28 protein-coding genes are annotated in these 26,546 nt (G+C 72.9%); 15 read left to right on the top strand and 13 right to left on the bottom strand.

All coding sequences use genetic code 11. The features are described 5' to 3' along the window. Positions 1-231: 231 nt before the first annotated feature. Positions 232-1,635 carry an NADP-dependent succinic semialdehyde dehydrogenase gene (locus tag ABT360_RS30335; RefSeq protein WP_351823480.1) on the bottom strand — a complete coding sequence of 468 codons (1,404 nt, stop codon included), beginning with the start codon at positions 1,633-1,635 and terminating at the stop codon, positions 232-234. A gap of 122 nt (positions 1,636-1,757) precedes the next feature. On the opposite strand from ABT360_RS30335, the gene ABT360_RS30340 reads away from it, so the two are divergent. Beyond that, positions 1,758-2,798: a YihY/virulence factor BrkB family protein gene (locus ABT360_RS30340; protein WP_351823483.1), complete on the top strand. Its 1,041-nt coding sequence runs from the start codon at positions 1,758-1,760 to the stop codon at positions 2,796-2,798. A gap of 150 nt (positions 2,799-2,948) precedes the next feature. Here ABT360_RS30340 and ABT360_RS30345 read toward each other — a convergent pair whose 3' ends face one another. From ABT360_RS30345 to ABT360_RS30355, 3 genes are all read right to left on the bottom strand, one after another. After that, positions 2,949-4,169 (bottom strand): FUSC family protein, encoded by a 1,221-nt coding sequence (locus ABT360_RS30345; RefSeq protein ID WP_351823486.1) that lies wholly within the window; start codon positions 4,167-4,169, stop codon positions 2,949-2,951. After that, positions 4,166-5,053 (bottom strand): SDR family oxidoreductase, encoded by an 888-nt coding sequence (locus tag ABT360_RS30350; RefSeq protein WP_351823490.1) that lies wholly within the window; start codon positions 5,051-5,053, stop codon positions 4,166-4,168. Before ABT360_RS30350 ends, ABT360_RS30345 begins: the two co-directional genes overlap by 4 nt. Before the next feature lie 143 nt (positions 5,054-5,196). Continuing rightward, on the bottom strand, positions 5,197-5,607 hold the full coding sequence (locus ABT360_RS30355) for a nuclear transport factor 2 family protein (RefSeq protein WP_351823493.1): 411 nt from the start codon (positions 5,605-5,607) through the stop codon (positions 5,197-5,199). 92 nt (positions 5,608-5,699) lie between these two features. On the opposite strand from ABT360_RS30355, the gene ABT360_RS30360 reads away from it, so the two are divergent. The 5 genes from ABT360_RS30360 to ABT360_RS30380 all read left to right on the top strand — a co-directional run bounded on the left by ABT360_RS30360 (position 5,700) and on the right by ABT360_RS30380 (position 12,225). After that, positions 5,700-6,263: a TetR/AcrR family transcriptional regulator gene (locus tag ABT360_RS30360; RefSeq protein ID WP_351823496.1), complete on the top strand. Its 564-nt coding sequence runs from the start codon at positions 5,700-5,702 to the stop codon at positions 6,261-6,263. 295 nt (positions 6,264-6,558) lie between these two features. Further along, positions 6,559-7,332: a zinc-dependent metalloprotease family protein gene (locus ABT360_RS30365; RefSeq protein ID WP_351823498.1), complete on the top strand. Its 774-nt coding sequence runs from the start codon at positions 6,559-6,561 to the stop codon at positions 7,330-7,332. A gap of 634 nt (positions 7,333-7,966) precedes the next feature. Further along, entirely contained in the window at positions 7,967-10,393 is a 2,427-nt protein-coding gene (locus ABT360_RS30370) for an FHA domain-containing protein (RefSeq protein WP_351823501.1), read from the top strand. 9 nt (positions 10,394-10,402) lie between these two features. Further along, positions 10,403-11,272: a hypothetical protein gene (locus tag ABT360_RS30375; protein ID WP_351823504.1), complete on the top strand. Its 870-nt coding sequence runs from the start codon at positions 10,403-10,405 to the stop codon at positions 11,270-11,272. Then, the gene (locus tag ABT360_RS30380; RefSeq protein WP_351823507.1) at positions 11,272-12,225 is read left to right on the top strand and encodes a serine/threonine-protein kinase; all 954 of its coding nucleotides are present in this window, start codon (positions 11,272-11,274) and stop codon (positions 12,223-12,225) included. Before ABT360_RS30375 ends, ABT360_RS30380 begins: the two co-directional genes overlap by 1 nt. A gap of 19 nt (positions 12,226-12,244) precedes the next feature. On the opposite strand, the gene ABT360_RS30385 is transcribed toward ABT360_RS30380, so the two are convergent. After that, the gene (locus ABT360_RS30385) at positions 12,245-13,564 is read right to left on the bottom strand and encodes a streptophobe family protein (protein WP_351823509.1); all 1,320 of its coding nucleotides are present in this window, start codon (positions 13,562-13,564) and stop codon (positions 12,245-12,247) included. Between the two features lie 395 nt (positions 13,565-13,959). Here ABT360_RS30385 and ABT360_RS30390 point away from each other — a divergent pair, with 395 nt between their 5' ends. After that, positions 13,960-14,922: a DUF6777 domain-containing protein gene (locus ABT360_RS30390; protein ID WP_351823512.1), complete on the top strand. Its 963-nt coding sequence runs from the start codon at positions 13,960-13,962 to the stop codon at positions 14,920-14,922. Between the two features lie 215 nt (positions 14,923-15,137). Here the strand turns inward: ABT360_RS30390 and ABT360_RS30395 are convergent, their stop codons facing one another. The 3 genes from ABT360_RS30395 to ABT360_RS30405 form a co-directional block, all read right to left on the bottom strand. Then, positions 15,138-15,614: a DUF4265 domain-containing protein gene (locus tag ABT360_RS30395; protein WP_351823515.1), complete on the bottom strand. Its 477-nt coding sequence runs from the start codon at positions 15,612-15,614 to the stop codon at positions 15,138-15,140. 144 nt (positions 15,615-15,758) lie between these two features. Beyond that, positions 15,759-16,688, bottom strand: coding sequence for a sensor histidine kinase (locus tag ABT360_RS30400; protein ID WP_351823556.1), 930 nt, complete (start codon positions 16,686-16,688; stop codon positions 15,759-15,761). 5 nt (positions 16,689-16,693) lie between these two features. Continuing rightward, complete coding sequence (locus tag ABT360_RS30405) at positions 16,694-17,041, bottom strand: STAS domain-containing protein (RefSeq protein WP_351823517.1); 348 nt, start codon at positions 17,039-17,041, stop codon at positions 16,694-16,696. A 137-nt stretch (positions 17,042-17,178) separates the two neighbouring features. On the opposite strand from ABT360_RS30405, the gene ABT360_RS30410 reads away from it, so the two are divergent. Together ABT360_RS30410 and ABT360_RS30415 are read left to right on the top strand one after the other, a co-directional pair. Then, positions 17,179-18,252, top strand: coding sequence for an ABC transporter permease (locus tag ABT360_RS30410; RefSeq protein WP_351823520.1), 1,074 nt, complete (start codon positions 17,179-17,181; stop codon positions 18,250-18,252). A gap of 83 nt (positions 18,253-18,335) precedes the next feature. Further along, a complete protein-coding gene (locus tag ABT360_RS30415) occupies positions 18,336-19,184 on the top strand; it encodes a hypothetical protein (protein WP_351823523.1) in 849 nt (282 codons plus the stop codon). Positions 19,185-19,200: 16 nt separating this feature from the next. On the opposite strand, the gene ABT360_RS30420 is transcribed toward ABT360_RS30415, so the two are convergent. The 3 genes from ABT360_RS30420 to ABT360_RS30430 all read right to left on the bottom strand — a co-directional run bounded on the left by ABT360_RS30420 (position 19,201) and on the right by ABT360_RS30430 (position 21,030). Next, entirely contained in the window at positions 19,201-19,839 is a 639-nt protein-coding gene (locus ABT360_RS30420; RefSeq protein ID WP_351823526.1) for a DUF305 domain-containing protein, read from the bottom strand. Positions 19,840-19,931: 92 nt separating this feature from the next. Further along, positions 19,932-20,330 (bottom strand): DUF6153 family protein, encoded by a 399-nt coding sequence (locus ABT360_RS30425; protein WP_351823529.1) that lies wholly within the window; start codon positions 20,328-20,330, stop codon positions 19,932-19,934. Positions 20,331-20,580: 250 nt separating this feature from the next. Next, positions 20,581-21,030, bottom strand: coding sequence for an SRPBCC family protein (locus ABT360_RS30430; protein ID WP_351823531.1), 450 nt, complete (start codon positions 21,028-21,030; stop codon positions 20,581-20,583). A gap of 180 nt (positions 21,031-21,210) precedes the next feature. On the opposite strand from ABT360_RS30430, the gene ABT360_RS30435 reads away from it, so the two are divergent. After that, positions 21,211-21,618 (top strand): ChaB family protein, encoded by a 408-nt coding sequence (locus ABT360_RS30435; RefSeq protein ID WP_351823533.1) that lies wholly within the window; start codon positions 21,211-21,213, stop codon positions 21,616-21,618. Positions 21,619-21,810: 192 nt separating this feature from the next. On the opposite strand, the gene ABT360_RS30440 is transcribed toward ABT360_RS30435, so the two are convergent. After that, entirely contained in the window at positions 21,811-22,086 is a 276-nt protein-coding gene (locus tag ABT360_RS30440) for a DUF1876 domain-containing protein (RefSeq protein ID WP_351823535.1), read from the bottom strand. A gap of 180 nt (positions 22,087-22,266) precedes the next feature. On the opposite strand from ABT360_RS30440, the gene ABT360_RS30445 reads away from it, so the two are divergent. Together ABT360_RS30445 and ABT360_RS30450 are read left to right on the top strand one after the other, a co-directional pair. Beyond that, positions 22,267-22,623 carry a hypothetical protein gene (locus tag ABT360_RS30445; RefSeq protein WP_351823538.1) on the top strand — a complete coding sequence of 119 codons (357 nt, stop codon included), beginning with the start codon at positions 22,267-22,269 and terminating at the stop codon, positions 22,621-22,623. 96 nt (positions 22,624-22,719) lie between these two features. Continuing rightward, a complete protein-coding gene (locus ABT360_RS30450) occupies positions 22,720-23,415 on the top strand; it encodes a type 1 glutamine amidotransferase domain-containing protein (protein WP_351823541.1) in 696 nt (231 codons plus the stop codon). Between the two features lie 12 nt (positions 23,416-23,427). Here ABT360_RS30450 and ABT360_RS30455 read toward each other — a convergent pair whose 3' ends face one another. Further along, positions 23,428-25,092: an amidohydrolase gene (locus ABT360_RS30455; RefSeq protein WP_351823544.1), complete on the bottom strand. Its 1,665-nt coding sequence runs from the start codon at positions 25,090-25,092 to the stop codon at positions 23,428-23,430. A 198-nt stretch (positions 25,093-25,290) separates the two neighbouring features. Between ABT360_RS30455 and ABT360_RS30460 the strand changes: the two genes are divergently transcribed. The 3 genes from ABT360_RS30460 (at position 25,291) to ABT360_RS30470 (ending at position 26,451) form a co-directional block, all read left to right on the top strand. Next, a complete protein-coding gene (locus ABT360_RS30460; RefSeq protein WP_351823548.1) occupies positions 25,291-25,548 on the top strand; it encodes a DUF2945 domain-containing protein in 258 nt (85 codons plus the stop codon). Next, positions 25,545-25,883 (top strand): DUF3140 domain-containing protein, encoded by a 339-nt coding sequence (locus tag ABT360_RS30465; protein ID WP_351823550.1) that lies wholly within the window; start codon positions 25,545-25,547, stop codon positions 25,881-25,883. The genes ABT360_RS30460 and ABT360_RS30465 overlap by 4 nt, the downstream gene beginning before the upstream one ends. A gap of 124 nt (positions 25,884-26,007) precedes the next feature. Continuing rightward, positions 26,008-26,451 (top strand): DUF4383 domain-containing protein, encoded by a 444-nt coding sequence (locus ABT360_RS30470; protein ID WP_351823553.1) that lies wholly within the window; start codon positions 26,008-26,010, stop codon positions 26,449-26,451. Positions 26,452-26,546: the final 95 nt, after the last annotated feature.

Raw genomic sequence — 26,546 nt, forward strand, 5'->3', positions numbered from 1 at the left:
CCCCCGCCGAAGGCAGGGGGAGGAGCCACTGCGGAGCATGGGCGACCGACGACAACGCCGCGAGGTGCGGTGTCCAGGCGTCACGAGCCCAGCAAGATCCGAACGAGAGGCCCTGGGACAGGTCACGGCCGGACCGGGACCGGCTGAGCCATCCCGCTCCCCACCGGTTGGAAGCAGCAGCACACCCAACCGGCACCAGGACCAACCCGGCGAACCTGCACGGTCACCGCACTAGGGCGCCTGCCACACGGTGGTGGCGTTGCAGAACTCCTTGATGCCGTGCCCGGACAGCTCACGCCCGTACCCGGAGCGCTTCACGCCGCCGAACGGCAGCGCGGGATGGGAGGCGGTCATGCCGTTGACGTACACGCCGCCCGCCTCCAGGTCACGGACGAACCGCTCCACGTCCGTGTCGTCACGGGTCCAGACGTTGGAGCTGAGGCCGAAGTAGGTGTCGTTGGCGACCTTCACCGCCTCGTCGATGTCGGCCACCCGGTAGAGCGTGGCGACCGGTCCGAAGGTCTCCTCCTGGTGGATCCGCATGTCGGTGGTGATGCCGGCCAGTACGGTGGGCGCGTAGAACCAGCCGCGTTCCAGTCCCCGCGGCAGGTCCTCGGGGCGGCCGCCACCGCACAGGACGGTCGCTCCCTGGCGTACGGCGTCGTCGACGAGCTCCTGGAGACCGTCACGGCCGGCTTCGCTGGCGAGCGGACCGACGTCGGTGGACTCGTCCATCGGGTCGCCGACGGCCAGCGCGGCCATTCCGGCCGTGAACCGCTCCTCGAACGCGTCGTACACGTCGGTGTGGACGATGAACCGCTTGGCGGCGATGCAGGACTGGCCGTTGTTCTGGGCGCGGGCGGTGACGGCGACCTGAGCGGCCCTGTCGATGTCCGCCGACGGCATCACCACGTACGGGTCGCTGCCGCCGAGTTCCAGGACGGTCTTCTTGATCTCGTCGCCGGCGATGGCGGCGACCGAGCGGCCGGCGGGTTCGCTGCCGGTGAGGGTGGCGGCGGCCACCCGGTCGTCACGCAGGATGCCCTCGACGGCGCGGGAACCGACCAGCAGGGTCTGGAAACACCCGTCGGGGTAACCGGCGCGGCGGAAGAGGTCCTCCAGGTAGAGCGCGGTCTGCGGGACGTTCGAGGCGTGCTTCAGCAGCCCGACGTTGCCTGCCATGAGGGCGGGTGCGGCGAACCGGACGACCTGCCAGAGCGGGAAGTTCCACGGCATGACGGCCAGGACCGGGCCGAGGGGGCGGTAGTGCACACGCGCGTGGGCCGCTCCGGCGTCCCGTACGTCGGCCTCGGGCGGGCGCTCGTCGGTAAGGAGCCGCTCGGCGTTGGCCGCGTACCAGCGCATCGCCTTGACGCACTTGGCCGCCTCCGCGCGGGCGGCCGTGAGGGGCTTGCCCATCTCGGTGGTCATCGTGCGGGCGATGTCCTCCTGGTCGGCCTCCAGCAGGTCTGCGGCGCGTTCGAGCAGCCGGGACCGGTCGGCGAACGTGGTCGTGCGGTAGCCGCGGAAGGCCGCGTCGGCGGCGGCAAGGCACCGTTCGATCCCGTCGGGCGGGAGCTCGTCGAAGGTCTTGAGCGTCTCGCCGGTGGCGGGGTTGACGGTCGCGATGGGCATGGGTGGGTCCTCCTCGCAGTCGCTGCCTCGACCCTGCCGCTCCGGTCGGGGCATCGCAACGCGAGCGCCCGCGGTGCGGTGGCGGCGGGTTGAGCCTGGTGTGCCGGGTAACCCTTGCCGGTATGGCGCACACAGGTGATGACAAGGAAAATGACGCCGGCGTGCCGGAGCAGCCGACCGATCTGCCCGCCGGGTCGTGGCGGGCGGCCCTCAAGCGCACCGGCAAAGAGTTCATGGACGACGAGCTCCCCGACCGCGCCGCGGCCCTGACGTACTACAGCGTCCTGTCGATCTTCCCGGCCCTGCTGGTCCTCGTCTCGGCGCTGGGCGTGATCGGCGAGTCGGCGACGCGCACCGTCATGGACAACCTCCAGAAGCTCGCGCCCGGCCCCGTGCGGGACATCCTCGGCGACGCCGTGAAGCAGTTGCAGGACAGCCCGGGCGCCAGCGGGGTGGTCGCGGTCATCAGCCTGGTGGGGGCGATCTGGTCGGCCTCGGGGTACGTCGGGGGCTTCATCCGTACCGCGAACGCCGTGTACGACCTCCCAGAGGGCCGGCCGGTGTGGAAGCTGACCCCGCTGAGGGTGGGCCTGACCCTGGTGCTGATGGTGCTCCTCGCGGTGAGCGCGGTCATCGTGGTGTTCACCGGGCCGCTCGCGGAACGCGCGGGCCAGGCCATCGGCCTCGGTGACGCGGCGGTCGCCGTGTGGAACATCGCCAAGTGGCCGGTGCTGGTCGTCCTGGTGATCCTGATGATCGGACTGCTGTTCTGGCGGGCGCCGAACGTCCACGGCCAGGGCTTCCGCTGGCTGAGCCCCGGCAGCGTGCTGGCAGTACTGCTGTGGCTGGTGGCGTCGGGCGGTTTCGCCCTGTACGTGGCGAACTTCGGCTCGTACAACAAGACCTACGGCACCCTGGCGGGCGTCATCACCTTCCTGATCTGGCTGTGGCTGTCGAACCTGGCCATCCTGCTGGGCCTGGAACTCGACGCGGAACTCGCGCGCCAGCGGGCGATCATCGGCGGCATGCCGGAGTCGGAGGAGCCGTACGTGGAGCCCCGGGACACCCGCACCTGGCCCCCGGAACTGCGCGAGGAGGCCTCCCGCGACGACTCCGGCGCGGGTCCCCACCGAGACCCCCGCCGCGGCCCTCACCGCGACTGACGCCGCGGCCGACGCCCGTCGGGCCGACGGGCGTCCGTCGTGCCCGGCGGGCATCCGTCGGGCGGCCCGGTGCCCGTCGTGCCGCCGGTGTCCGTCGCGCCGCCCCGGGCCGGGGCAGGAGCCGGGCCGGGCCGCTCGATCCGGAGGCGGTCACGGGTGCCGTGGGGTGGGCCGGGCGTCGTCCAGGTCGTAGAGCAGGCGCTGCGTCTCCGCCGCCAGGCCGCCCACCGACGTGGCGGTCTCGTCGTCATGGTCGGTGAGCCGGGCCTTCAGGCGCCGCTGCGCCTCCCACGCCCGCCGTATCGCCTCGTCCCGCACGCCCCCGTCCCCGCCCCGGTCACCGTCCGCGCCTTCGACTCCGCCGTCCCCGCCACCGCCACCGCCGTCGCCCGGTTCGGTCAGCGCCGCGCAATCCGCTTCGCACACGTCCGCGAGGGCGTGCAGCAGCGGTGGTACGTCCGCGAGGACGGTGTCCGGAGGCGGCCTGAGCCGGGGGCGCTCGCCCGCCGCCTCCGCGAGCATCCCGGTGAGCGCGGTCAGGTGGTCCGCGATCCGCTCCCACGCGGCGTCCCACTGGGTGGACGGCAGTTCGGGGCCGGGCCGACGGATGCGTCGCCCCGCCGGGTTCAGCCGGAAGCTCTCGCGGGTCCACATCCGCGCGTTGCGGAGGTCCGCGAGGAGCTGCGGCAGCTTCCGCGCCCGGGTGTGCCATTCCTGAGCCTGGTGCCGGGCGTAACCGCGCTCCATCTCCTCCGCCATCGCGCGCAGCAGTTCCGCGGCGTCACTGGGCACCCGGCACAGCGATTCATGGGCGTGCCGCAGGTGCACGGGCGGCAGGATCAGCGCGTTGACGCCGATGCCGATGACCGCGCCGAGGAGCGTCTCCAGCAGCCGGTGCAGGATGTCGAACCCGCTGAACGAGCCGTAGACCAGCACGAACAGAGCGGTGGTGGAGGCGTAGACGCCCTGGCCCTCGAAGCGGGAGTAGTTGCCGAGCAGCGTGGTGACGGGCAGCACGATCGCCATCGCCGCCATGGTGTTCCCACCGGTCAGCCCAGCGGCGGCGGCGGCGAGCACGGTACCGGCGGCGATGAGGACGACCTGCTGGACACCGGTGCGTACGGAGCGGTAGACGGTGCTCTGTACGAGGGCGACCGCCGTCCAGGGCGCCATCAGCGCCAACGGGGCCTGCCACCACCAGCCGGCCACCGCCCAGGCGAGGATGGCGGCCCCGGCGGCCTTGATGGCCTGGACGGCCAGGTCCCGTTCCGGCCCGGGGCCGGTCAGGGCCCGGCGTACGGACCGGCCGATGGCCGCGGCCTCCCAGCCGGTCCGGTGCCACAGCTGTTGTACGCGGGCCGCCGGGCTCACGGCAGCGGGGTGCCGCCGGTGGCGTTGACGATTTCTCCGGTGATGTAACTCGCGCTCGCCGAGGCGAGGAAGACGTACGCCGGTGCCATCTCGGCCGGCTGGGCGGGGCGGCCGAGCGGAGACTGCTTCCCGAACTCCGCCGTCTCCGGCATCGTCGCCGGGATGAGGGGCGTCCAGACCGGTCCGGGGGCGACGGCGTTCACCCGGATGCCGCGCTCGGCGACCATCTGCGCCAGGCCCTGGGTGAACGTGACGATGGCACCCTTCGTCATGGCGTAGTCGAGCAGCGGCGGACTGGGCTTGTAGGCCTGTACGGAGGTGGTGTTGATGACGGAGCCGCCCCTGGGGATGTGCGGCAGCGCCATCTTGGTCAGCCAGAACATGCCGTACAGGTTGGTCTTCATCACCCGGTCGAACTGCTCGGTCGTGATCGCTTCGATGCCGTCCGGCTGGGCCATCTGATAGGCGGCGTTGTTCACCAGGATGTCGATCCGCCCGAATTCGTCGGTGACCCGCCGGATCAGGGCACGGCACTGCTCCTCGTCCCGGTTGTCGGCGGCCATGGCGATGGCCTTGCGGCCGGCCTCCTCGACGAGCCTCGCGGTCTCGCGTGCCTCGTCCTCCTCCTCCGGGAGGTGGGTGAAGACGATGTCGGCGCCTTCGCGCGCGTAGGCCAGGCTCACCGCGCGCCCGATGCCGGAGTCACCTCCGGTGACGACGGCGACGCGGTCCCGCAGCAGTCCGGTGCCCTGGTAGGACTCCTCGCCGTGGTCGGGCGGCGGGTCCATCGGGCCGGTCCAGCCGGGGTGGCGCTGGTCCTGGTCGGGGAAGTCCGGCCGCGGGTGCCGGGTGACGGGGTCCTGGGGCTCACGGGGGTCTGTCATGGTCCGCCTTTCCGATCATCTTGGGGTCGACTTCTCGCGTTCCCAAGACTCACGGACCGATGCGTACACCGCGAATCCGACAGCGATCGGTCGGTGACCGGACGCGGTCGGAAGGCCGGTCGGAAGGCGGGTCGGAGGGCCGGTCAGACGATGATCCGCGCCGACGCGGCGGGGATGGGCACGTCGTTGATGCTCGCGTAGCGCTTGCGCATCAGACCGCTGGGGTCGAACTCCCAGTTCTCGTTGCCGTACGCGCGGAACCACCGCCCGTCGGCGTCGTGGTACTCGTACGCGAAGCGCACGGCTATGCGGTCGCCGGTGAAGGCCCACAGTTCCTTCCGGAGCCGGTAGCCGAGTTCACGCCGCCACTTGTCGGTGAGGAAGGCGACGATCTCGTCCCGGCCCTTCAAGAACACCTCGCGATTGCGCCACTCGGAGTCCTCGGTATAGGCGAGGGCGACCCTTTCCGGCTCGCGGGTGTTCCAGGCGTCCTCGGCGAGTCGCACCTTGAGACGGGCGGTCTCCTCGGTGAACGGCGGCAGCGGCGGGCGCACGGCGGACTCCTCTCGACCCGGGCGAGAACGATCGTTCTCGCCTCCTGAGGTACCGTACGAGAACGTTGGTTCTCACGCAAGGGAGTGGCGATATGGACACCGAGGAGACCCGGGCCCGGGTCCTCGACGCGGCCGAGGAGCTGTTCTACGGCCGGGGCATCCAGGCCGTCGGCATGGACGCCGTCCGGACCGCGTCCGGAGTCACCCTGCGACGCCTTTACCAGCTCTTCTCCTCCAAGGGCTCGCTGGTCGAGGCATACCTGCTGCGGCGCGACGCGCGCTGGCGCGGCAGCCTGGCCGCGTACGTGGACGGGGTGGACGGACCGCCGCGCGAGCGGGTGCTGGCGGTCTTCGACTGGCTGCGCGGCTGGTTCGAGGAACCGGGCTTCCGCGGCTGTGCGTTCATCAACTCGTTCGGGGAGCTCGGGGCCACCTCACCGGAGGTCGCGGAGGCCGCGCGCCGGCACAAGGAGGAGTTCCGGCGGTACGTCACCGACCTGGTCGCCGAGGCGGGCGCCCCCGCCCCGGCCGGCGCCCATGTGGCGCTGCTCGCGGAGGGTGCCATGACCACCGCCGCCCTCACCGGTTCGCCCACGCCCGCGCGGGAGGCGCGGGAGGCGGCCGCCCTGCTGCTGGACGCCTCGGCCCGCCCCTGAGGCGGCGACCCTGAAGCGACACCCCCGGCCGGGCCCCGCACCGCCGAACCGGTGAATAGGCGTCACCCGGCGCATGGGGCACCGCCCTTCTCGCAAGGACACCTGGGGGGTTCCGCTCTGCGAAAGGATGGAGATGCGCCTTGCCCATTCCTCACTGGGTGCCGCCGCGCTGGCCCTCGTGCTGAGCACGACCGGGTGTGCGCCCGCTCAGGGGCCGTCTTCCGCCCTCTCCGCTCCCCCTGCCGCCGCGCCCGCACCCCCACGACAGGAACCAGGCGGGACGTGCCGTGCGCCAATGGAGAAGAAACGTCACTGCACTCGGGTGCCCCGCCCCCACTACGGCCAGCGGATCGTCACCATCGACATCCTGGCGGGGTTCACCGCCCGCGCCGTCGGCGAGGCGGGCGGTGAACGCACCCTGCGTGCCAGGATCCGACAGGCCGTCACCTCCACCTCCCAGGCGTTCGCCGCCGGGGCGGTCAACGCCCGCCTCCGGCTCACCGGCATCGTCCGCGCCAAGGTGCCCGCCCGGCTGGACCGGTCCGGTGGCGCCCTGCTGAAGGCGGTCGCCCGACGCGGCGACGGCGTGGCCGACAACCTGCCCCGCATCCGTGACCGCGTGGGAGCCGACCTGGTCACGATCGTGACGGGCAGCAAGGGAGCCGCCGGGCTCGCCAACCGGCCCCGGCGCGTGACGTCCCGCACCAGCGCCCACGGCTACAGCCTCGTCGCGCAGAAGGCCCTCGCGCACCACTCGCTCGCCCATGAGATCGCCCACAACCTGGGCGCCATGCACGACTACGTGACGGCGCCACGCGGCGCGAACAGCGCGCGTGGCCACTTCCCGCCCTCGGGCAGGTGGTCGACGCTGGAGGCGTACGAGTCGAGCTGCCGCAAGGCGACCGGCGGCCCCTGCCGGCGCATCAACCGCTACTCCAACCCCCGCCAGACCTACCGGGGCGAACGGCTCGGCACCCCCGTGGGGCAGCCGAAGCCCGCCGACAGCGTCCGCGCCTTCAACGCCGTCGTCCGCATCGTGGCCGACTACCGCCGCCGCCCGGCCCGCTGACCGGCGCTCGTCCGCGGTCTCGGCGCGATCAGCGGTCAGCCCACCCGCGCCGCCCCGCACGGGGCCCGCCCCTGCACGCACCCGGGATCGGTGGCGCCCGGCCCACGCACACGGCAGGGGCGCGGGGCCGTGCCGGGCCGGGACGCCGCCCGGGGCAGCGGTACCGTGCCGCCCGCCGGGCGGCGGAACCGGGGCCCGGACGCGCCCGGACGCGGCCCGGTCCGGGCCCTGATGCGCCCGATGCGGCACGGAACCGGAACCGTGCCCCGGACGCGTCCGAACGCGCCCCGCGCCGGCACGCCGACGCGGCCCAGTCACGGCACCCGGCCCCGCACGCCGCCTGGCTTCCGCACGTGAACCGGTGCCGGGACCGAACCGCGGAACCTGGCGCAGCCCGGCATGGCCGCTGGCGCCGTGCCGTAGTCGACCCCCGGCCCCGGTCCGGCTCCGTGCCGCCCGCCGGGCGGCGGAGCCGGGGCCCGGGCGCGGCCGGACGCGGCCCGGTCCGGGCCCTGATGCGCCCGATGCGGCACGGAACCGGGGCCGGATGGCCGGAAGCCCCGGTGAAGCCCGGTGAGGCCCGGAATTTCGCACTTCCCAGGCGTATGTCGGCCCTGGCGGATAAAATTCCCCTATGGGAGAGCGGCCATATGTGCCCACCGCGCCCGAGCTGGTCCTCGACATCGACGGGGACTCCACCGTGATGAGTCCGAGTCGGGAGTACCACATCGGGCGTGACCCGGCGAGCGACATCGTGCTGGGTGACGCCCGGATCTCCTGGCATCACGCGGTGCTGCGTCCCGAGGGGGGACAGTGGACCGTTCAGGACGAGGGCAGTACCAACGGAACCTTCGCCGAGGGCAGACGCGTCCAGGCCTGGGGCGTGGGGCCCGGCAGTGTGATCCACTTCGGACATCCGGCGGATGGCCCGCGCGCCATGCTGTCGGCGCCCGAGCGGCCCGCGCCGGCCACCCCGCCGCCGGCCCCACCCCCCTCCTGGTCGAACGCCCCGCCCGCGTCAGCGGCCCCGCACGCCCCGCCCCCGGTTCCCCGGCCGTCCTCCGTGTCGCTGCCCGGCGCCACCGGGACGTTCCGGCAGCCGACCTCGATACGGCCGTTGCCGGCCCGGACCGTCCGCATCGGGCGCGGCCCCGACAACGACCTGGTCGTCGACGACCTGACGGTCTCGCGCCGGCACGCCGAACTGCTCGCCGACCCGGACGGCACCTACTGGATCCAGGACCTGGGCAGCCACAACGGCACGTTCCTCAACGGCCAGCCGGTCACCCGCGCCCGGGTGTCTCCCGACGACATCGTCGGCATCGGGCACTCGGCGTTCTGCCTGGTCGGTTCGCAGCTGGTGGAGTTCACCGACACCGGCGAGGTGTCGCTCGACGTACAGGACCTGGCGGTCACGGTGGACCGGGGCCGCAAGACCCTCATCGACGAGGTGTCCTTCCCCGTCGGGGAGAAGTGCCTGCTCGGTGTCGTCGGGCCCAGCGGGTCCGGCAAATCCACGCTGCTCAACGCGCTGACGGGGCTGCGCCCCGCCGACCGGGGCACGGTGCTGTACGACGGCCGTGACCTGTACCGGGACTACGCCGAGCTGCGCCGCCGTATCGGCCTCGTGCCGCAGGACGACATCCTGCACCTCCAGCTGACCGTGCGGCGTGCCCTCACGTACGCCGCCGAGCTTCGCTTCCCCGAGGACACCGCCCGCTCCGAGCGACAGGCCCGGGTGGACGAGGTCATCGAGGAGCTCGGCCTCGGTCAGCGCGCCAAGCAACCGATCCACAGCCTTTCCGGCGGCCAGCGCAAGCGGGTCAGCGTGGCGCTGGAGCTGCTGACGAAGCCGTCGCTGCTGTTCCTGGACGAGCCGACCTCCGGCCTCGACCCGGGCATGGACCGGTCGGTGATGCACATGCTGCGGGGGCTCGCCGACGACGGCCGTACGGTCATCGTCGTCACCCACAGCGTGCTCAGCCTGGACGTCTGCGACCGGCTGCTGGTCCTGGCCCCCGGCGGGCGGATCGCCTACTACGGGCCGCCCGAGGACGCGCTGGACTACTTCGGCTTCACCCAGTGGCCCGAGGCCTTCGAGGCGTTCGAGAACGACCGGAGCCGCGACTGGGCCGGCCAGTACCGGGCCTCCCGGCTCCACCAGCAGTACATCGCGGGCGCCATGCAGCGGCCGGCCCTGCCCGACGGGGCGGCGGCCGCCACGCCGCCCGCGCCACCGCCGAAGGCACAGAGCTGGGGCGCCCAGCTGCGTACGCTCGTACGGCGGTACGCGGCCGCACTGAGCGCCGACCGGACGTTCATCGCCATCATGATCGCGCTGCCGTTTGTGATGGGCGCGATGGCCCGGGCCCTGTCCGAGGGCGGCTTCGGCCGCGAGTCGACGATGAACGTGCTGCTCATCCTGTGTGTCGGCGGTGTGCTGACCGGCGCCGCGAACGCGGTGCGGGAGCTGGTGAAGGAGCGGACGATCTACCGCCGGGAGAGAGCCGTCGGCCTGTCCAGATCGGCGTATCTGATGTCCAAGGTGGTGGTGCTCGGCCTGATCACGGTCGTGCAGGCCGTCGTGCTGACGCTGGTCGCGCTGATCGGCGTCCCGCTCAACGCCCCGGGCGGCAAGGGAGTGCTGATGCCGCCGTTGGTGGAGATCACGCTGGCCGTCGCGCTGCTGTCGTTCACGGCGATGATGCTCGGCCTCTTCGTGTCCGCGCTGGTGCGCAAGGAGGAGGTCACCATGCCCCTCCTGGTGCTCCTCGCGATCGTCCAGGTGGTGTTCTGCGGCGGCCTGCTGAAGATCCACGGATCGCTCGTGCTGGAACAGCTGTCGTGGCTCATCCCGTCCCGGTGGGCGTTCGGGGCGATGGGGTCGACGGTCGACATCCAGAGGCTCTCGCCGACCGACAAGACCACCGACCCGCTGTTCGACCACACGCTGGCGACCTGGCTGCTCGACATGGGAATGCTGGTGGTCCTGTCCCTCGTCCTCGGGTTCCTGGTCGCGAAGCTGCTGCGCCGGCACGAGCCAGTGATCATGCGAAAGTAGGCAGGGCTGATGGTCTTTCCCGGCTCCTCGGGCGTTTCCCGCTCCCCGGACGACGGCTTCCGGCCCAGCCATGTCGTACCCGCCGAGGGGCTGCCCGCCTGGGAGGCGCCGGATCCGGGCCGACCGACCGTGCCGCTCGACCCGTTCCTGCCCGTGCAGTTGCTGGAGCGGCTCGGCGACTGGAGCCGGGTGCTGTGCTCCAACGGGTGGTCCGCCTGGGTGGACGGGCGGCTGCTGGTCTCCGTACCGCCCGATCCTCCGGCGGCTGGGCAGCCGATGGGCACGGCCTCCGACCCCCGGCCGCTGCTTGCCCGGGCCGAGGAGGCGGTGAGCCGCTACCGGCTGGCGGCGGAGGAGCTGGCGGCGGGGCACGTGGACGGCGAGACGTTCAGGCGCCGGACGCAGGGGCTGCGGATCGGCCTGGTCGTGGACGGCGAGGCGCTGTGGATGTACGACGCGCGGCGCGAGCGCTGGCTGTACTGCGACGGGACACGGCTGAGTACGTACGCCACTTCGGCCGGCCCGTCGGCCGCCGGGGCGGGTACGGACGCCGGCGAGGGGCCGCCGCGCGTGCCTCCGGCCTCGCCCGCGGCTCCCGCCACGCAGGTGTCTCCCGCCGGGCCGGTGGATCCCTCCAAGCCCGTGACTCCGGCCGGGTCCGGGGCCCCCTCCGGACCCGTTGGTCCCGCCGGACCCGGGGCTCCCTCCGGGCCCGCGGTTCCGGCCGCGCCGGTGCCTCCGGCCGGGTACGAGCCGACCCGGGTGGTCGACCACTCGGCGGTGCCCGACGCGGGCCCCGAGCCGACGCGGCTGGTGAAGCGCGAGGAGGCCGGGGACGACGACGGGGACGGTCCGCCGGACCGGAACGGTGACGGCTGATGGCCGACCGGGTCACACGTGACGACCTGCCCGCCGGGCGGCCGTCCGGGCTGGTCGGCAAGCAGATCGCGGACTACCTGGTGGAGAGCGAGATCGGGCGCGGCGGCATGGCCGTGGTGTACCGCGCGCGGGACCTGAGGCTGGACCGCGCGGTGGCGCTGAAGCTGCTCGCCCCGGAACTGGCCCGTAACGACACCTTCCGCAAGCGGTTCGCGCACGAGTCCCGGGTGGCGGCCGCGATCGACCACCCGCACATCGTTCCGGTGTTCGAGGCGGGCGAGAGGGAGGGCGTGCTGTACATCGCCATGCGGTACGTCGCCGGGCAGGACCTGCGGGCGCTGCTGGACCGGGAGGGTCCGCTGCCGCCCGAGAAGGCGGGGCGGATCGCCTCGCAGGTGGCGTCGGCGCTGGACGCGGCGCACGCGCACGAGCTGGTGCACCGGGACGTCAAGCCGGGCAACATCCTCGTGGCGCCGGGCACCGACAGCGAACACCCGGAGCACGTCTATCTCACGGACTTCGGCCTGACGAAGAAGTCGCTGTCGCTGACCGGGTTCACCAGTGTGGGCCAGTTCGTCGGGACGCTCGACTACGTGGCGCCGGAGCAGATCTCGGGGCGGCCGGTGGACGGCCGGTGCGACGTGTACAGCCTGGGGTGCGTGGTGTTCGAGACGCTGGCGGGGGTGCCGCCGTTCCGGCGGGACGACGACATGGCGCTGCTGTGGGCCCACCAGTACGATCCGCCGCCGCCGCTGACCGGGGAGCGCCCGGGGCTCCCCGCCGCGGTCGACGCCGTACTGGGGAAGGCGCTGGCGAAGGCGCCGGAGGAACGGTACGAGACGTGTCTGCAGTTCGTGGCCGAGCTGCGGGCGGCGCTGGTGGGCGCCGGCGGCGCCCCGAAGCCACCGCCCGCGCCGCCGGCCTGGGCGCTGCCGGTGTTCCGGGAGCTGTAAGGCGGTGCGACGGGACGGGTTACGCCTGCGGGGGCGCGTCCGGCTTCGTGGGGACCTCTCCGCGCCGGCGTACGCGCGAGGCCAGCAGGCCGCCGAGCGCGCCGGCGACCAGGCCCCACAGGAGGGCGAGGCCGGCCGCGGTCCACACGTGGGGGTGCAGTGCCACCTGGCCGCCCAGGTCGTCGATCTCCATGATGCCCAGGATGGACAGGGCCAGCCGGGCGACGACCCGGGTGACGGGGGCGACCACGAGCATCGTGAGCGCGAAGGCGATGCCGAGGTGGAGGGCGTACTGCCACAGCCGGGTGCCGGCCGGTGAGCGCGCCGCCATGGCGAAGGCGGCGGCCAGCAGCAGCACGGCGGCGACCGGGATGAGCCACCAGGCCCGCCCGTCCTGCTCAGCGAGGGCCGACACGTTCAGCGTGGTGTTCTCGGAGCCGCGCAGCGCCGCGTCCAGGACCTGGGGCATCGGCAGGCCGAAGGGGCCCTCCACCCTGCCCTCCCAGGAGGCGCCGATGCCGAGGCCCAGGGCGAGCCAGACGACGTTGGGCAGTCCCAGCAGGATCACGGCGAACGTCTCGGCGGCGTGGCCCCGGGTCACCGCCACGATCAGGCCGATGACCAGGCCGGCCGCTACGTACGCGAGGAGCAGGAGCAGCATGGCGAAGGCGGCCGGGCGGACCGGTTCCTGATAGCGCAGCAGCCGGGCGGGGAGCGGGGCCCTGCGGGAGACGAGCAGGGCCATGGCGAGGACGCCGAGCAGCCAGATGAGGCCGAACAGGAGCGTGAGGCCGACGTCGGCGCGGAAGCCGACGGCGGGCGTGGCGTCCAGCAGGCCGCCGATGATGTCGACGGGTGAGTCGGGCGGGGCGATGGAGAAGGTGTGCCGGGCCAGTGCGGTGAGGGCGGCGAGCGCGGCCAGCCACAGGACGGCCGTACGGGCGACCCGGCCGAGGAGTTCACCGGTGCCGGCGACGGCGCGGTGCCGCAGCGGCCGCAGGAAGCAGTAGCCGGCGGCCAGTGCTCCCGTGAGGGTGACCGACAGCGGCATGAGGGTGAGTTCCGCTTCCGTACCGGCAAGGCCTCCTGCCTGGCCGGAGACGTCCACCGAGCCTCCGGCGGCGATGACGACGACGGCCGCCACGACGTGCGGGAACGCTCCGTCCGGCAGATCGGCGGCGCCCGCCGCCCACAGGCCGAGCGCGGCGACGACGGCCATGGAGACCAGTGCGGCGAGCACGGTGACGAGGGCGTCGCCCCAGTCACGTACGGCGCTGTGCGCACCGCCTGCTGCGGTCTTCGGTGCGGAGTTCGGTGCGTGGGGTCCCTGACGGATCACGCTGCCACGTTAAGCGCGCCGGTGCGAGCTCGCCTGCGGACGGTGGCGGTGTGTCACCGGGCGGACGCCGTCCGCTTGCGGGACGCACCCGTACGGGGCACACAATGGGCGCGGAACGGAAGAAAGGGAAAAACGTGACTTCCCAACCGCCCTCCGATCGCCCGACCGGCCCTCCCCCGGGGCCCATCTCGGGACACTCCACACACCCGCAGGGCGGCCCTCCGCCACCCTCCTCCTCCGGAGGTGAGGGGCCGGGCCGCCCGAGCGGTCCCGGGGGCCCCGGCGGGCCGGGGGGCGGGGCCGGGGGCGGACCGGACGACCGGGGAGGCGGAGAACGCCCGTGGTGGCGGTCCGTTCCCCGCATCGCGATCGCCGCCACCGCGATCGTCGTGGCCGTGGTGCTGGCCGTTGTCCTGACCCGCCCCGGCGGGGGTGGCGGGGACGGCGGAGGCGGCGCAGGAGGCGGCACGCTCTCCCTGCAGAACGCCGCGGCCAGCGGCCCGGACCCGTTCACGGACTCCACCGCGCGCGACCCGGTCGAATCGCCGTCCCCCACCGTGCAGGTGCCCACGACGGCGCCACCGCCCGGGGAGAACGCCGTCCGGCAGTACGACGGTTCGCGGCGCGGGCTCTACGGCGGCACCAAGAACGTGGCCAGCTGCGACGTCGAGCGCCAGATCGAGTACCTGGCGGCCGAACCGGCCAAGAACCGGGCCTTCGCCACCGCCCTGCGCATCCAGCCGCCCACCGTGCCCGACTACCTGCGGTCGCTGACCCCCCTGCGGCTGCGTGCGGACACCTGGGTCACCAACCACGGCTACCGGGACGGGGCACCGCGGGCCTACCAGGCGGTCCTCCAGGCCGGCACGGCCGTGCTGGTCGACAACCGCGGAGCGCCGCGCGTGCGGTGCGCCTGCGGCAATCCGCTCGGCGACCCGGTCATCCCGAAAACGGCGCCCCGCCCGGTCGGCGAGCGGTGGCCCGGCTACAGCATGTCCAACACGGTCGTCGTCAAGCCGGCACCCCAAGTGGTGAAGGTCTTCGTCATCGTCGACGTCGACACCGGTGAATGGGTCGTCCGGCGGCCCGGCGACTCCAACGCCGACCGGGACCGGGAGACCGAGGCGCCGACGATCGCCCCCACCGACACCCCGTCGTCCCCGACCCCGTCCTCACCCAAACCCAAGCCGCCGTCCTCCCCCAGCGACCAGCCCCCCGAGCCCGAGCCCCCGGTGAGCCCCAGAACGCCGGACACCGAGACGACCACGGAACCGGAACCGCCCCCCGGCGAAACCACCACCGATCAGTCCCCCGACAACGGCTCCCCGCCCGCCCCCTCGGCCCCCGGGGAGAGCTGACCACCGGAAGCCTCCGGTGAGCCGTGCGGAACCCGCGCGTCACCCGGCCCTGGACTCCATGGGCCGGGTGACGCGCGCGTGGCGTACGGCCCGGTGGTGGGGGGTTCGTGGCGGCGCGCCCTCGCCGGTGGTGCCGCCTGCGACGCCTTCAGGTTCCGGCTTCCGCCGATGACCACCTTCCCGGACGGCCACAGGGAACGCGCCGGGCGCCTCCGTCAAGCGTTCCACCACGCGTCGGTGCCACAGCCGACCTCGTAGTGCCACCACCCTTCCTCCTCCCCCCGAGCGAGGAGTTCCTTGATCCCGGCGAAGTCCGATCCGGCCGGTGCGGTGAAGGCCACCATGGGAAAGTCCTCGCTGAAGACCTCACCGCCGAGCCCGAACGCCGAAAACCGCTGATGCACTGCCTGAGGGCTGCGCCCCAGGGGGCCAGTGGGGGTGGGCACCACGCGGATCGTGCAATTGCCGGAGGCACTGACCCGCTCGACGGCCCAGTGCAGCCCCTCGGAGTCGGTCCGGTACCGCACTACGTCACCCTCCGCCACACCGTCCTGAAGGAAGGGGGCGTTCTGCACGCCGGCCGTGTCCTCACCGAGTTTCTTCGCCCACAGGCCCTCGGTGTCCTGCGGGAGCCACCCCTCGCGGGGCACGAACCGGAACCAGACCTTGATGCTTTCGACCGCGCTCTCCATGGGGCCATCATGAACCCGCCGCCACCGGCACCCGCCACCGGTGCCCGCCACCGGCCCCTGGCCGGTGACGCGACCGGTCGGACAGGTCCCCGACACGCATACGGATGAGCACGCCGTCGAGCGCTGCGGCGGCAACCGGGAGCTCTAGGTCCGCATACGGAAGTAGCACCGGATGGTGGTGCCGGTGTCCACGGTGTGGACGCGTACGAGATCGGCGAGGTAGTTGACCAGCAGCAGGCCACGTCCGCCGAGTTGACCGGGCGCGGCGGGGCGGCGGCCGGCGAGGGGATCGCTCAGCCTGCCACTGTCCTGCACCTCGCACACCACGTGGCCGTCCTCCGCCCACACCCGCAAGGTGCCGGTGCCGCCGCCGTGGATCACACTGTTGGTGGTCAGCTCCGACACCGCCAGGGCCACGTCGTCGTGCCGGTCCGCGGGCAGTCCCAGCCGGTCCGCCTGGTCCAGGGCGAAGCTACGCGCGTCGGGCAGCAGGTCGGCGTCGTAGGTCAGGCCGCGGGCACCGGGAGGCCGGGACAGGGGCAGGTTGTAGCCGGCCACGACCCGGTCGGGCGCATACGCGTCGCTGGTCCACTCGACGCCGTCCTCGATCAGCAGCGGATGGGTGACACGGGCGTCGGCCAGCACGACCTCGTCCAGCTTCGAGGTGTCGTACGGACACAGGATGGTGACCTCGCGCCCGGTGAACGCGTGGTTGATCAGCGCCTCGTGCTGCGCGCAGGCCGGGTACTCGCTGGCGCTGCGCCCCTGCCAGATCGGTTCGCCGATGATCCGTACCCGGCGGCCGGGGTGGGCGTCGGCGAATCCGCGCAGCACGCGCGGGATGATCCGCCCGGGGTTGCGTCCCGCCTGCTCCATGTCCAGCAGCCGTACGCGATCGGCGTCGCCGCCCAGCGCCTTGCGCAGCAGGGCGAGGTTCTCCCCGGGAACGGCCACCGCGACAGGCTCGTCGGCGGCGAGTCCCGCCTCGACGAACGGTACGGTCCCCGCCAGGTACCCGGCCTCGTCCGCGTAGAACAGGGCAGGGTGCGTGAACGGATCGGCCGTCGGCGCCATGTCGTTCACTCCACCACCTCGATAGCCACCAGTTCCGGCCAGAACAGCTCCAGCACCCGCCTCAGCGAGGGGGGCGGCTTGCGGACCACGATCCGCCGGTCCCCGGGCAGGCGCTGCGCCGTGTGCGCGAGCGACGTCGCGCCCGCCACGTCGACGAAGGTGAGACCCGACAGGTCCATCTGGATGTCCCCCTCGCGCTGGAGCAGACCACCCAGGATCCGCTCCCATTCCGTGAGCGTGTCCAGGTAGACCTGCCCCGACACGTGGACGCAGCCTCCCCGTCCACACTCGTCCGACACCAGGGGGCGCGGACATCCCGGCATGGATCCCTCCTCGGTGTGCAGCACCGCCATGGTCCCTCCGTGATCAGCGTCCGGCTCCCCGACGGTACCCCCGACGCCGCTGTAAGCGAAGCCGGTTCCGCTCCGGACCCGGTTCTCCGCGCGCGTTCCGACCTTTTTGCCCGCTATGTTCGCTTTAGCCTGACGGCATGTCCGATACGCATGGTGGCGCTCCCCATGGGGCCCACGGCCGTCCGCCGACGCGGGCCGACACATGGGCGGCGTTCAAGGCGTCGCCCTTCCTCCCGGCCTCGGTGCTGGTGCTGATCCTGGCCGTGGCGGCCGCGCTGTTCGCCGGCTCCTACACGTACACCATGGCCAATCCGACGCCCCGGCACATCCCGACGGCGGTGGTCGGCGCCACGGACACGGCGGAGGGCAGGCGGTTCGTCGACGGCATGGAACGGGCGCTGAACGCCTCGCTCGCACTGCGCCGGTACGGCAGCACGGCCGAGGCGCGCCATGCGGTGGACGAGCAGGAGGTCTTCGCCGTGCTCACCGTCCGCCCGGACGGCGCCGGCGTACGCCTGGACGTGGTCGGGGCCGCGGGGGCGTCCGTGGCACAGCTGCTGGCCGAGGCGGGAACGGCGGTGGGCCGGGCGACCGGCGTACCGGTCGGGGTGCGGGACATCAAGCCGTTGCAGGCGGGCGATCCGCGGGGGCTGGCGCTGTTCTACATCTCGCTCGCCGCGGTGATCATCGGCTTCGTGGGGGCGATCCAGCTGAGCGTGCACGCCCGCGCCCTCGACCCCGCCGAGCGGATCGCCTTCACGGTGGCGTACGCGCTGCTCGGCGGTTTCGCGATCGCCGCGACCGTCGACCCGCTGCTGGGCGCCCTCGATCTGCCGTTCGTGGAGTCCTGGCTGGTCCTCGCCTTGACGATGTTCGCGTCGGGCATGGTCTTCACCATGTTCAACACCCTGATGGGGCGGTGGGCGATGCTGCCGACCTGGGGGCTGATGGTGCTGCTGGGAAACCCGTCGTCGGGCGGTGCCGTCTCCTGGCCGCTGCTGCCGTCCGTCCTCGGCCACATCGGGCGCTGGCTGCCGCCCGGGGCCTCGGTGAACGCCCAGCACACGGCCGTGTACTTCGGCGGTCACCAGCACCTGTTCCCGTTCGCGGTGCTGGGCGCGTGGGCACTGGTGTCCAGCGGCGTCTTCTGGTTCTGGCGCCACCGCCACCCGGGCGGTCGCGAACGGGCCCCGGCGCACGCGGCAGCCTGACCCCACGGGGGCGGGTTGGCGGCCGCCTCCTCACGGGCCGATACTGACAGTGACCGTCTTCTTCGTGGGGGGCGGGAGGCACCATGGACGCCAGGGTCGTCTACGTCCACGGCAGCGGCAACAAGGTCCGCTCGGAGCTGCTCAGGTCGCGGTGGGACCACGCGCTCTTCGGCAGGGACGCGGGCGAGACCTCCCTGATGGCGTACTGGGCGCCGGTACGGTACGAGGCACCGCTGCCCGACGACGGCGAGGAGGAGGGGCTCCCGCCCTCGGTCCGCGACGAGCCTCCCGAAGAGTTCGTGGCGCGCACCCTGGGCGAGGCGTGGTTCGAGTCGGGCGGCACCGGGCCCGAGGGCCCCTGGACCGGGGAGCCGGGCGACCCGCTCGGCGGCTGGCTGCGGGACATGACGTACCTGGCGGACACGATGGCCGAGTCGGCGGCGGACCGCAGGGCCGTCCTCCGGGCCCTCGTCAGGCACAGCTTCAAGGACGCTTACGCGTACTTCTTCGGCGGAGCCCGGGACGCCGTCCGCGACGTCGTCACGGCGGAGCTGGAGCGGGCGGGCGAGGCCCCGCTGATCGTCGTCGGCCACAGTCTCGGCTCCGTCGCCGCCTATGAGGTGCTGGCGGAGACGGGCCGGGAGACCGAGCTCTTCGTGACCCTGGGGTCCCCGCTGGCAGTCGCGGAGGTCCAGGGCCACCTGGCCGCCCGGGCCGCGGTGCCGCCGGGCGTACGCGCCTGGCTCAACGCCTCGGACCCGCGGGACCTGGTGGCCCTCGACCACACACTGCGCCCCGAGTTCGCCCCGGCCGACCGCGTCACGGATGTGCTGGTGACCAACGACAGCGCCGACCATCACGGCGTCGCCGCCTACCTCGGCGACGCGCGTGTCGGGGGCGCCTGCCGGGAGGTGCTGGAGCGCCTCGGGTAGGTTCCGCGCCCCGGTGTCAGCCGGTGCCGAGCAGCTTCTCCATCTCGGTGATCTCCGCGGACTGGGAGGCGATGATGTCGTCGGCCATGTCCTTGGCCGGCTGGTGGGAACCCTTGGCCTGCTCGGTCTTCGCCATCGCCACCGCGCCTTGGTGGTGCTTGATCATCAGCTTCAGGAACGCCGTGTCGAAAGCCTTGCCGGAAGACTTCTCCAGCTGGTCCATTTCCTGCTCGGTCATCATCCCGGCCATGCCGTCGCCGTGGCCGGAGTGATCGGCGGCCGCGTCCTCGCCGGGCACCTGCTCACCCCAGGAGGTGAGCCAGCCGGACATGGTGCGGATCTCGGGGTCCTGGGCCTTCTTGATGTCGGCGGCGAGTCGCTTGACCTCCTTGGCGGAGGCGCGGCCCTCGGCCAGGTCGGCCATGTCGACCGCCTGGCGGTGGTGCGGGATCATCCCCTGCGCGAAGGCCACGTCGGCGGCGTTGTGACCGCCCTGGCCGACGGAGGCGGACGCGGAGGACGGGCTGTCGTGGCCCGCGTGACGGGAGGGCTCCCCGCCGTCGGTGCCGCAGGCGGCGAGGGCCAGAGCGGCGGCGGTGACGGCAGCGGCGGCAGCGGCTGCCTTACGGATACGGGAGAGACGTCGTGCGGTCATGGGTGGTGCGACTCCTTGCGCTCGAACAGGGAAATGGCTCGCGGGCACGACGCCGCGTCCTCGCGGGGAGGACGGTGCGCCGCCGGGCGTCCCTATATGCGCAGGAGTTGCAGCTGGGCCAGGTCGGGCGGAGCGCGGTCGGTCGCCGTCGCGCCACCGAAGCGGGCCAGGAGCGCCGCGTCGATCACCGGGGCGACGGCACCGGCGAGCAGGGGCGCCTGGCCGGGCGCGGTGGAGACGCCGCCGGCCGCGCACGTGGAGTCCGCGTGCTCGGCATGGCCCGCCCCGCTGTGCTGCTCGTCCACGTGGTCGCACGCGTCACCCGCCACATGGGCCGCCTGCTGCGCGTGCGCGTGTCCGGTGGCGGCCGGGGCGGCGGTGCCGGGCGGCAGCCCGTGCATGGCGAACACCCCGGCGAGCACGGCCAGGATCAGCAGCGCCCTGAGGTACGCCGGGGGGCGTACGCGGCTGCGGTGCTGATCGGGGCTCATGGCTCCCCATCGTAGAGGCCCGCGAGGCGTGCACTCCGGCGGGTGGGCCGCGCCGGTCGGCGGGCAGACCGAGGCCCCCGGTCGGTGACCCGTCCGGGGGCCTGGCCCAGCAGCCCCATGGGCGGGGCGCTTGGAGTTAACGGAGCCGACTCTGCCAGCGGGGTCCGCCGGGACGCGGCAGGCGCGGCCCGGACGCGGCGTCACATCACCCGTCCGGAGCCAGGCCCGCCCGACTCGCTCCGTACGCGCGTCAGACCTGGCCGCGCCAGGCGCCCGTCTCGGTACCGCGTGACTCGATGAAGGACTTGAACCGCTTGAGGTCGCCGGTGACCTGCCGCTTGACGAAGCCGAGCTTGTCTCCGACCGTCTCGGTGAGTCCGTCGGGCTCGAAGTCCATCTGCAGCATGACCTTCGTGGTCGTTTCGTCGATGCGGTGGAACGTCACCACACCGGCCTGCCGTGCCTCACCGCCGACGGTGGTCCAGGCGACCCGCTCGTCCGGGATCTGCTCGGTGATCTCGGCGTCGAACTCCCGTGCCGCGCCGTTCACCTGGGTCACCCAGTGGGTGAGGGTGTCGGTGCGCTGCTCGATCCGCTCCACGCCTTCCATGAACTCCGGAAAGCTCTCGAACTGGGTCCACTGATTGTAGGCGGTGCGCACCGGCACGCGGACCTCGATGGATTCCTCGACCTGCGACATGTGCTGTTGCGTCCTTCCCGGGCCCCGACAGCCCCGGCCGTACGCCGGGCATCGACCGCATCGGTTCCCTCGGGCCCTCGTGTGCCCCCTTCCCCGGTACTCATGGCCCCCGTTCGCCGCCGTTTGCCACGGCGCCGCGCGGACACTCGTTCACGGTGCAGCGTGACGGAGGTGAGGAGCGTGCCAGGAGAGCAGGAGATGCCGTCGACTCTGCGGCGCTCACCGAAGAGCGCGCAGCGTACGTGGGTGAAGGCGCACGACTCGGCCGTCGAGGAGTACGGCGAGGGCGAGCGCGCCCACCGGGTGGCGTACAGCGCCCTCAAGCACACGCACGAGAAGGTCGGCGACCACTGGGAGCGCAAGGAGGGCGGCCGCAAAGGGCCGTCGGACCCGCTGGCGGCGCGGCCCGGGCAGCAGGGCGGCCGCAGTGGTGAGGGCGTCGACGAGAACGCGTCCAAACAACACCTCTACGAGCTCGCGGGCAAGCTGGACGTCGCCGGCCGTTCGCGGATGTCGAAGCCGGAGCTGCTGGAAGCCATCCGCAAGGCGAACAGGGCCCGGACGCGCCAGGCACGGTCGTCGTCCTGACGGCCGATGCCGTGGAGCGCGGGTCCTGACCCGCCGAGCCGCGGCGCGCGGTACGGCGCCGGTGTCTCGACAGTACGGAACCGGGTCACGTCCGCCGGTCCGGCGCGTCGGTGCCCCAACCGGCCGGGCGGCATATGTGCCGAGCGGGTCGCGGTCGACCGCCGACCGTGACCCGCCCGTTGCAGCTCGGGATCACATGGCCAGGTGCGCCGGGACGTGCGTCACCTCCTCGATCTCACCCCCGGCCTTCTTCATGAGATTTCGGGAGAGTTCGTTGAGGCAGCGGGCCGCGGCGATCTCCTCCCCGACACGCTGCTGCTCCCTGTCGTCCGGGTGCCGCTTGGCGTGGCCGTGGGCGCGCATCTCGGTGCCGTCCGGGAGCCTGACCATGCAGGCCGCGCGGGTCTTGCCCGCGACCTCGTCCTCGGTGAACTCGATGTCCACGTGCCATCCGACGATCGTCTTCATCACACACCTCCAGCTCACTCCGTCACTCCTCCAGCGTGCACCCGCGGCTGCCCGCACGCCCATTCGAGGGACGCGCGGGGCGCGTCGGCCCACACCTGGTCCGGCCGCGTGCTGAACAGGGCGCGGGCGCGGTCCGTACTTGTGCGGTGAAACGTCTCTGCGGCAATGACAGGAGCGGCGATGAACGAGCGCGACGAGCCGACGATGCGAGGACTCCCGGACGGCGGAGCGGAGGTGTCGGTGGTCCTGCGGCTGCGCTGGGACGACATCGCGGCGCTCGGCCGCGAGGCGAGCCGGCTGGCCGAGCAGCGCGGCGCCCCGGTGAGCCTGGACGACGCGGTCAGCCATCGGCTCCGTACCTGGTCCTCGGTGGCGAACGCGCCCGACGAGCGAACGAAGGCGGCTCCGCCCGCTCCGGCCACGGCGGCCATCTCCGGCACGCCGACGGCCGCGGACCGGGCGCGGCACCAGGTGGGGCACCTCAGCGATACGGCGCCGGTCGCGTCGATCGCGGCGCACCCCGCCCGCCAGACATAGGAATCCCGATACCTGAGATCGGTCTCTCCATTGGTTCTCTTGGGGTGTCCGGCCTACCGTCGACGCCACAGACCGCACCACCTCGGGAGACACACCATGTCGAAGATCCTTTTCGTGATGACCGGCGCCGACCACTGGACGCTGGCGGACGGCACCAAGCACCCCAGTGGGTTCTGGGCCGAAGAGGCCGTCGCCCCCTACGAGGCGTTCACCGCGGCCGGGCACGAGGTCGTGGTCGCCACCCCGGGCGGGGTCGTACCCACCGTGGACCGGGCGAGCCTCGCCCCCGAGGCCAACGGTGGCCAGGACGGCGCCGACCGGGTCGCCAACGCCCTCGCGTCCCTCACCGCTCTCCAGCGCCCGGTGGCCCTCGCGGAGGTGGACCCCGGCGAGTACGCCGCGGTGTTCTACCCCGGCGGCCACGGGCCGATGGAGGACCTGGCGGTCGACGCCGATTCGGGCCGGCTGCTGACCCGCGCGCTGGACTCGGGCCGGCCGCTCGGTGTGGTGTGCCACGGCCCGGCCGCACTGCTCGCCGCCCGCAAGGAGGACGGCACCCACGCCTTCGCGGGCTACCGGCTGACCGGCTTCACCAATGCGGAGGAGACCCAGGCCGGTCTCGCCGACAAGGCGAAGTGGCTGCTCCAGGACCGCCTGGTGGAGATCGGCGCCGACTTCCGGGAGGGCGAGCCGTGGGCGCCGCACGTGGTCGTCGACCGCAACCTGGTCACCGGTCAGAACCCGGCCTCCTCCGCCCCGTTGGCGGCTGAGCTCCTGAAGAAGCTGGGCTGACGGCCCGTTCGGTCAGGCATCGTCGGCCGCGTGGACGCGCTCGCCCCCCACGTATGTGAGCACGACCCTGGTCTCGGCGATGGCCTCCGGCGGTCCGGCGTACGGATCGCGGTCCAGGACCACCAGGTCGGCCAGCGCCCCGGTCCGTACGGTGCCGGTGTCGTCGAGGTGGTTCACATGGGCCGAGCCCGCGGTGTACGCGGTGAGCGCCGCGGTCAGGCCGATGCGCTGGCCGGGCAGGAAGACCGGGCCGGTCTCGCCCGGCAGGACGCGGTTGACGGCGACGTGGACGCCCTCCAGGGGGTCGGGGCTGCTGACCGGCCAGTCGCTGCCCGCGGCGAGGGTCGCCCCGGCGCGCAGCAGGGCACCGAACGGGTACTGCTGGGCGGACCGTTCGGGGCCGAGGAACGGGATGGTCAGGTCGTCCATCTGCGGTTCGTGGGCGGCCCACAGGGGCTGGATCGTGGCGGTGGCGCCGAGCCGCGCGAAGCGGGGGATGTCGTCGGGGTGGACGACCTGGAGATGGGCGAGGTGCGGGCGCGTGTCGGTGCGGCCGTTGGCGGCACGGGCGGCCTCGACGGCGTCCAGCGCGTCGCGGACGGCGCGGTCGCCGAGCGCGTGGAAGTGCGTCTGGAACCCGAGGGCGTCCAGCTCGGTGACGTAGTCCGGCAGTAGCTTCCGGTCGATGAAGCTGGTGCCGCGGTTGCCGGTGGCGCAGCCGCAGCGGTCCAGGTAGGGGTCGAGCAGGGCGGCGGTCCCGTTCTCGGCGACGCCGTCCAGCATGATCTTGACGGTTCGGGCGCGGAACCGGCCGCGGCTGAGGGCGTCCCGCCGTGCGAGGAGCTCCGGGATCTGCTCCGCGCCGCGTGCGCGGTCCCACCACAGCGCGCCGGCCACGCGGGCGGTGAGGGAGCCGTCGCGGGCGGCTGCCAGGTAGGCGTCCGCGGGGTCGTCCATGCCGAGGAACGAGCCGACGAGGGCGTCCTGCCAGGCGGTGATGCCCAGGGCGTGCAGGGTGCGCTGGGCGTGCAGCAGCGCGGCCAGCCGGTCGGCGGCGGTGGACGGCGGGGCGAGGCGCCCCACGAGCTGCATGGCTCCCTCCTGGAGCATGCCGGTGGGTTCGCCGGACGCGTCGCGCTCGATGCGGCCGTCCGACGGGTCGGGGGTGTCGCGGGTGATCCCCGCGAGGGCCAGGGCGCGGCTGTTGGCCCAGGCGCCGTGGTGGTCCCGGTTGGGCAGGTAGACCGGGCGGTCCGGGACGATCGGGTCCAGGAGGTCCTTGGTGGGGGTACCGCCGTCGAAGGCCTCCATGGACCAGCCGCCGCCGGTGATCCATTCCCGGTCGGGGTGGGCGGTCGCGTAGGCGCGTACGGCCGCGAGGGTGTCGTCGGCGGCCTTCGTCGCGGTCAGGTCGCACTGGGTGAGCTCGAGCCCGGCGGGGACGGGGTGGATGTGCGCGTCCTGGAACCCCGGCAGCAGCAGGCGGCCGGCGAGGTCGACGACCTCGGTCCTGGGGCCGATGAGGTCGCGCACGTCGTGCGGGTCGCCGACGGCGCTGATCCGGCCGCCGGTGACGGCGACGGCGGCCGTGCGCGGCCCGTCGGCGTCGGCGCGGGTGGCGGGCGTGAGGACGGGACCGCCGGTGAACACGAGGTCGGCGTGGCGAGGGGTGCGCATGGGCGCATCGAACCGGGGCGAGGACCCGCGGGTCAATGGGGCGGGCGCCCTGGTGGGACGGCGTGGACCCGATACGGCAAAGGGGTGGTCTTTCCCCGGTGGACGCGACCGGGCGACGAGCGGCGTGCCGTGGCGGGAACAGAGGCGGGAGGGGCCCTGATGGCCGGGCCCCGCTGCTGGAGACCGGAAGGAACGCCCATGGCCAAGGACAAGAAGCTCCGCAGAGGTGACGAGGTGATCTGGACCAGCCACGGGAAGACCGTCGCGGGCAAGGTGAAGAAGAAGATCACCGAGCGCACCGAGGCGGCCGGGCGCACGGCGGCCGCGTCGAAGGACGAACCGCAGTACGAGGTCGAGAGCGACGCGTCCGGCGGTCACGCGGTGCACAGGCCCGAATCCCTGCGCGAGAGAGGCAAGGACGAGAAGGGCAGGGACGAGAGGGGCAAAGGCTCGTGAGCGGCGGCGAGGTGGACCGCGAGGAGACCCTGCGGCGCTTCGACGAGGCGGTGAACATGACCGCGGGCGAGATGGAGAAGTGGCTGGAGACGGAGGAGTCCCGCGATGCCGGGCAGTCCGACGGCTCCGGCGAGAGCGTCGGCCACGCGTCGGGCCGCCGCATTGTCGGCCTGCTGCGTACCAGGAAATCGGATCTGACGGAGGACGACGTCGCTCATATGCGCAAGGTCGTCGGATACGTGCACCGGCACGTGGCGCAGCGCCCCGAGGGGGACGTCACCGACACCCGCTGGCGCCACTCCCTGATGAACTGGGGCCATGACCCATTGAAGTGAACGGTACGGGTCAGGCAGCCCACCGCACATAAGAGCGGGATAAAAGTGAACATCAGGGGTAATCGCCTCTTAAGTGGCGATCCGGGCGGCCCATGTGGTCGCCCCCAGTGAAGGAAGCCCGATCATGAACCGTCTGCGTGGTACGCCCGTGGCCCCCCGGACCCCCGTGCAGCAAGCCGCGCTGCTCGTGGGTGCCGTCTTCCTCCTTGTGGGCGTCCTGGGATTCATCCCCGGGATCACCACCGACTACGACGCGCTGAAATTCGCCGAGCACGACTCCGAGGCGAAGCTGCTCGGTGTGTTCCAGGTGTCGGTCCTGCACAACCTCGTGCACGTGCTCTTCGGCCTCGCCGGCCTCTCGATGGCGCGGTCCGCGTCGGCCGCCCGGTCCTTCCTGGTCGTGGGCGGCGTGATCTACCTGGCCCTGTGGCTCTACGGGCTGTTCATCGACCACGACAGCAGCGCCAACTTCATCCCGGTCAACACCGCCGACAACTGGCTGCACTTCGTGCTGGGCGTGGCCATGGTCGCCCTGGGCGTCCTGCTGGCCCGGCGGCGCCGGGTCTGACGGCGCCCGCCCGCGGGATGGAGACCAAGCCGGGGTTCTGGAGCGGGAAGAGCTGGAAGTCCATGCCCGGGAAGAGCGCTTCGGGGCTGCCTGAC

Source organism: Streptomyces sp. NPDC000229, assembly GCF_040300825.1.
Lineage (GTDB): Bacteria > Actinomycetota > Actinomycetes > Streptomycetales > Streptomycetaceae > Streptomyces.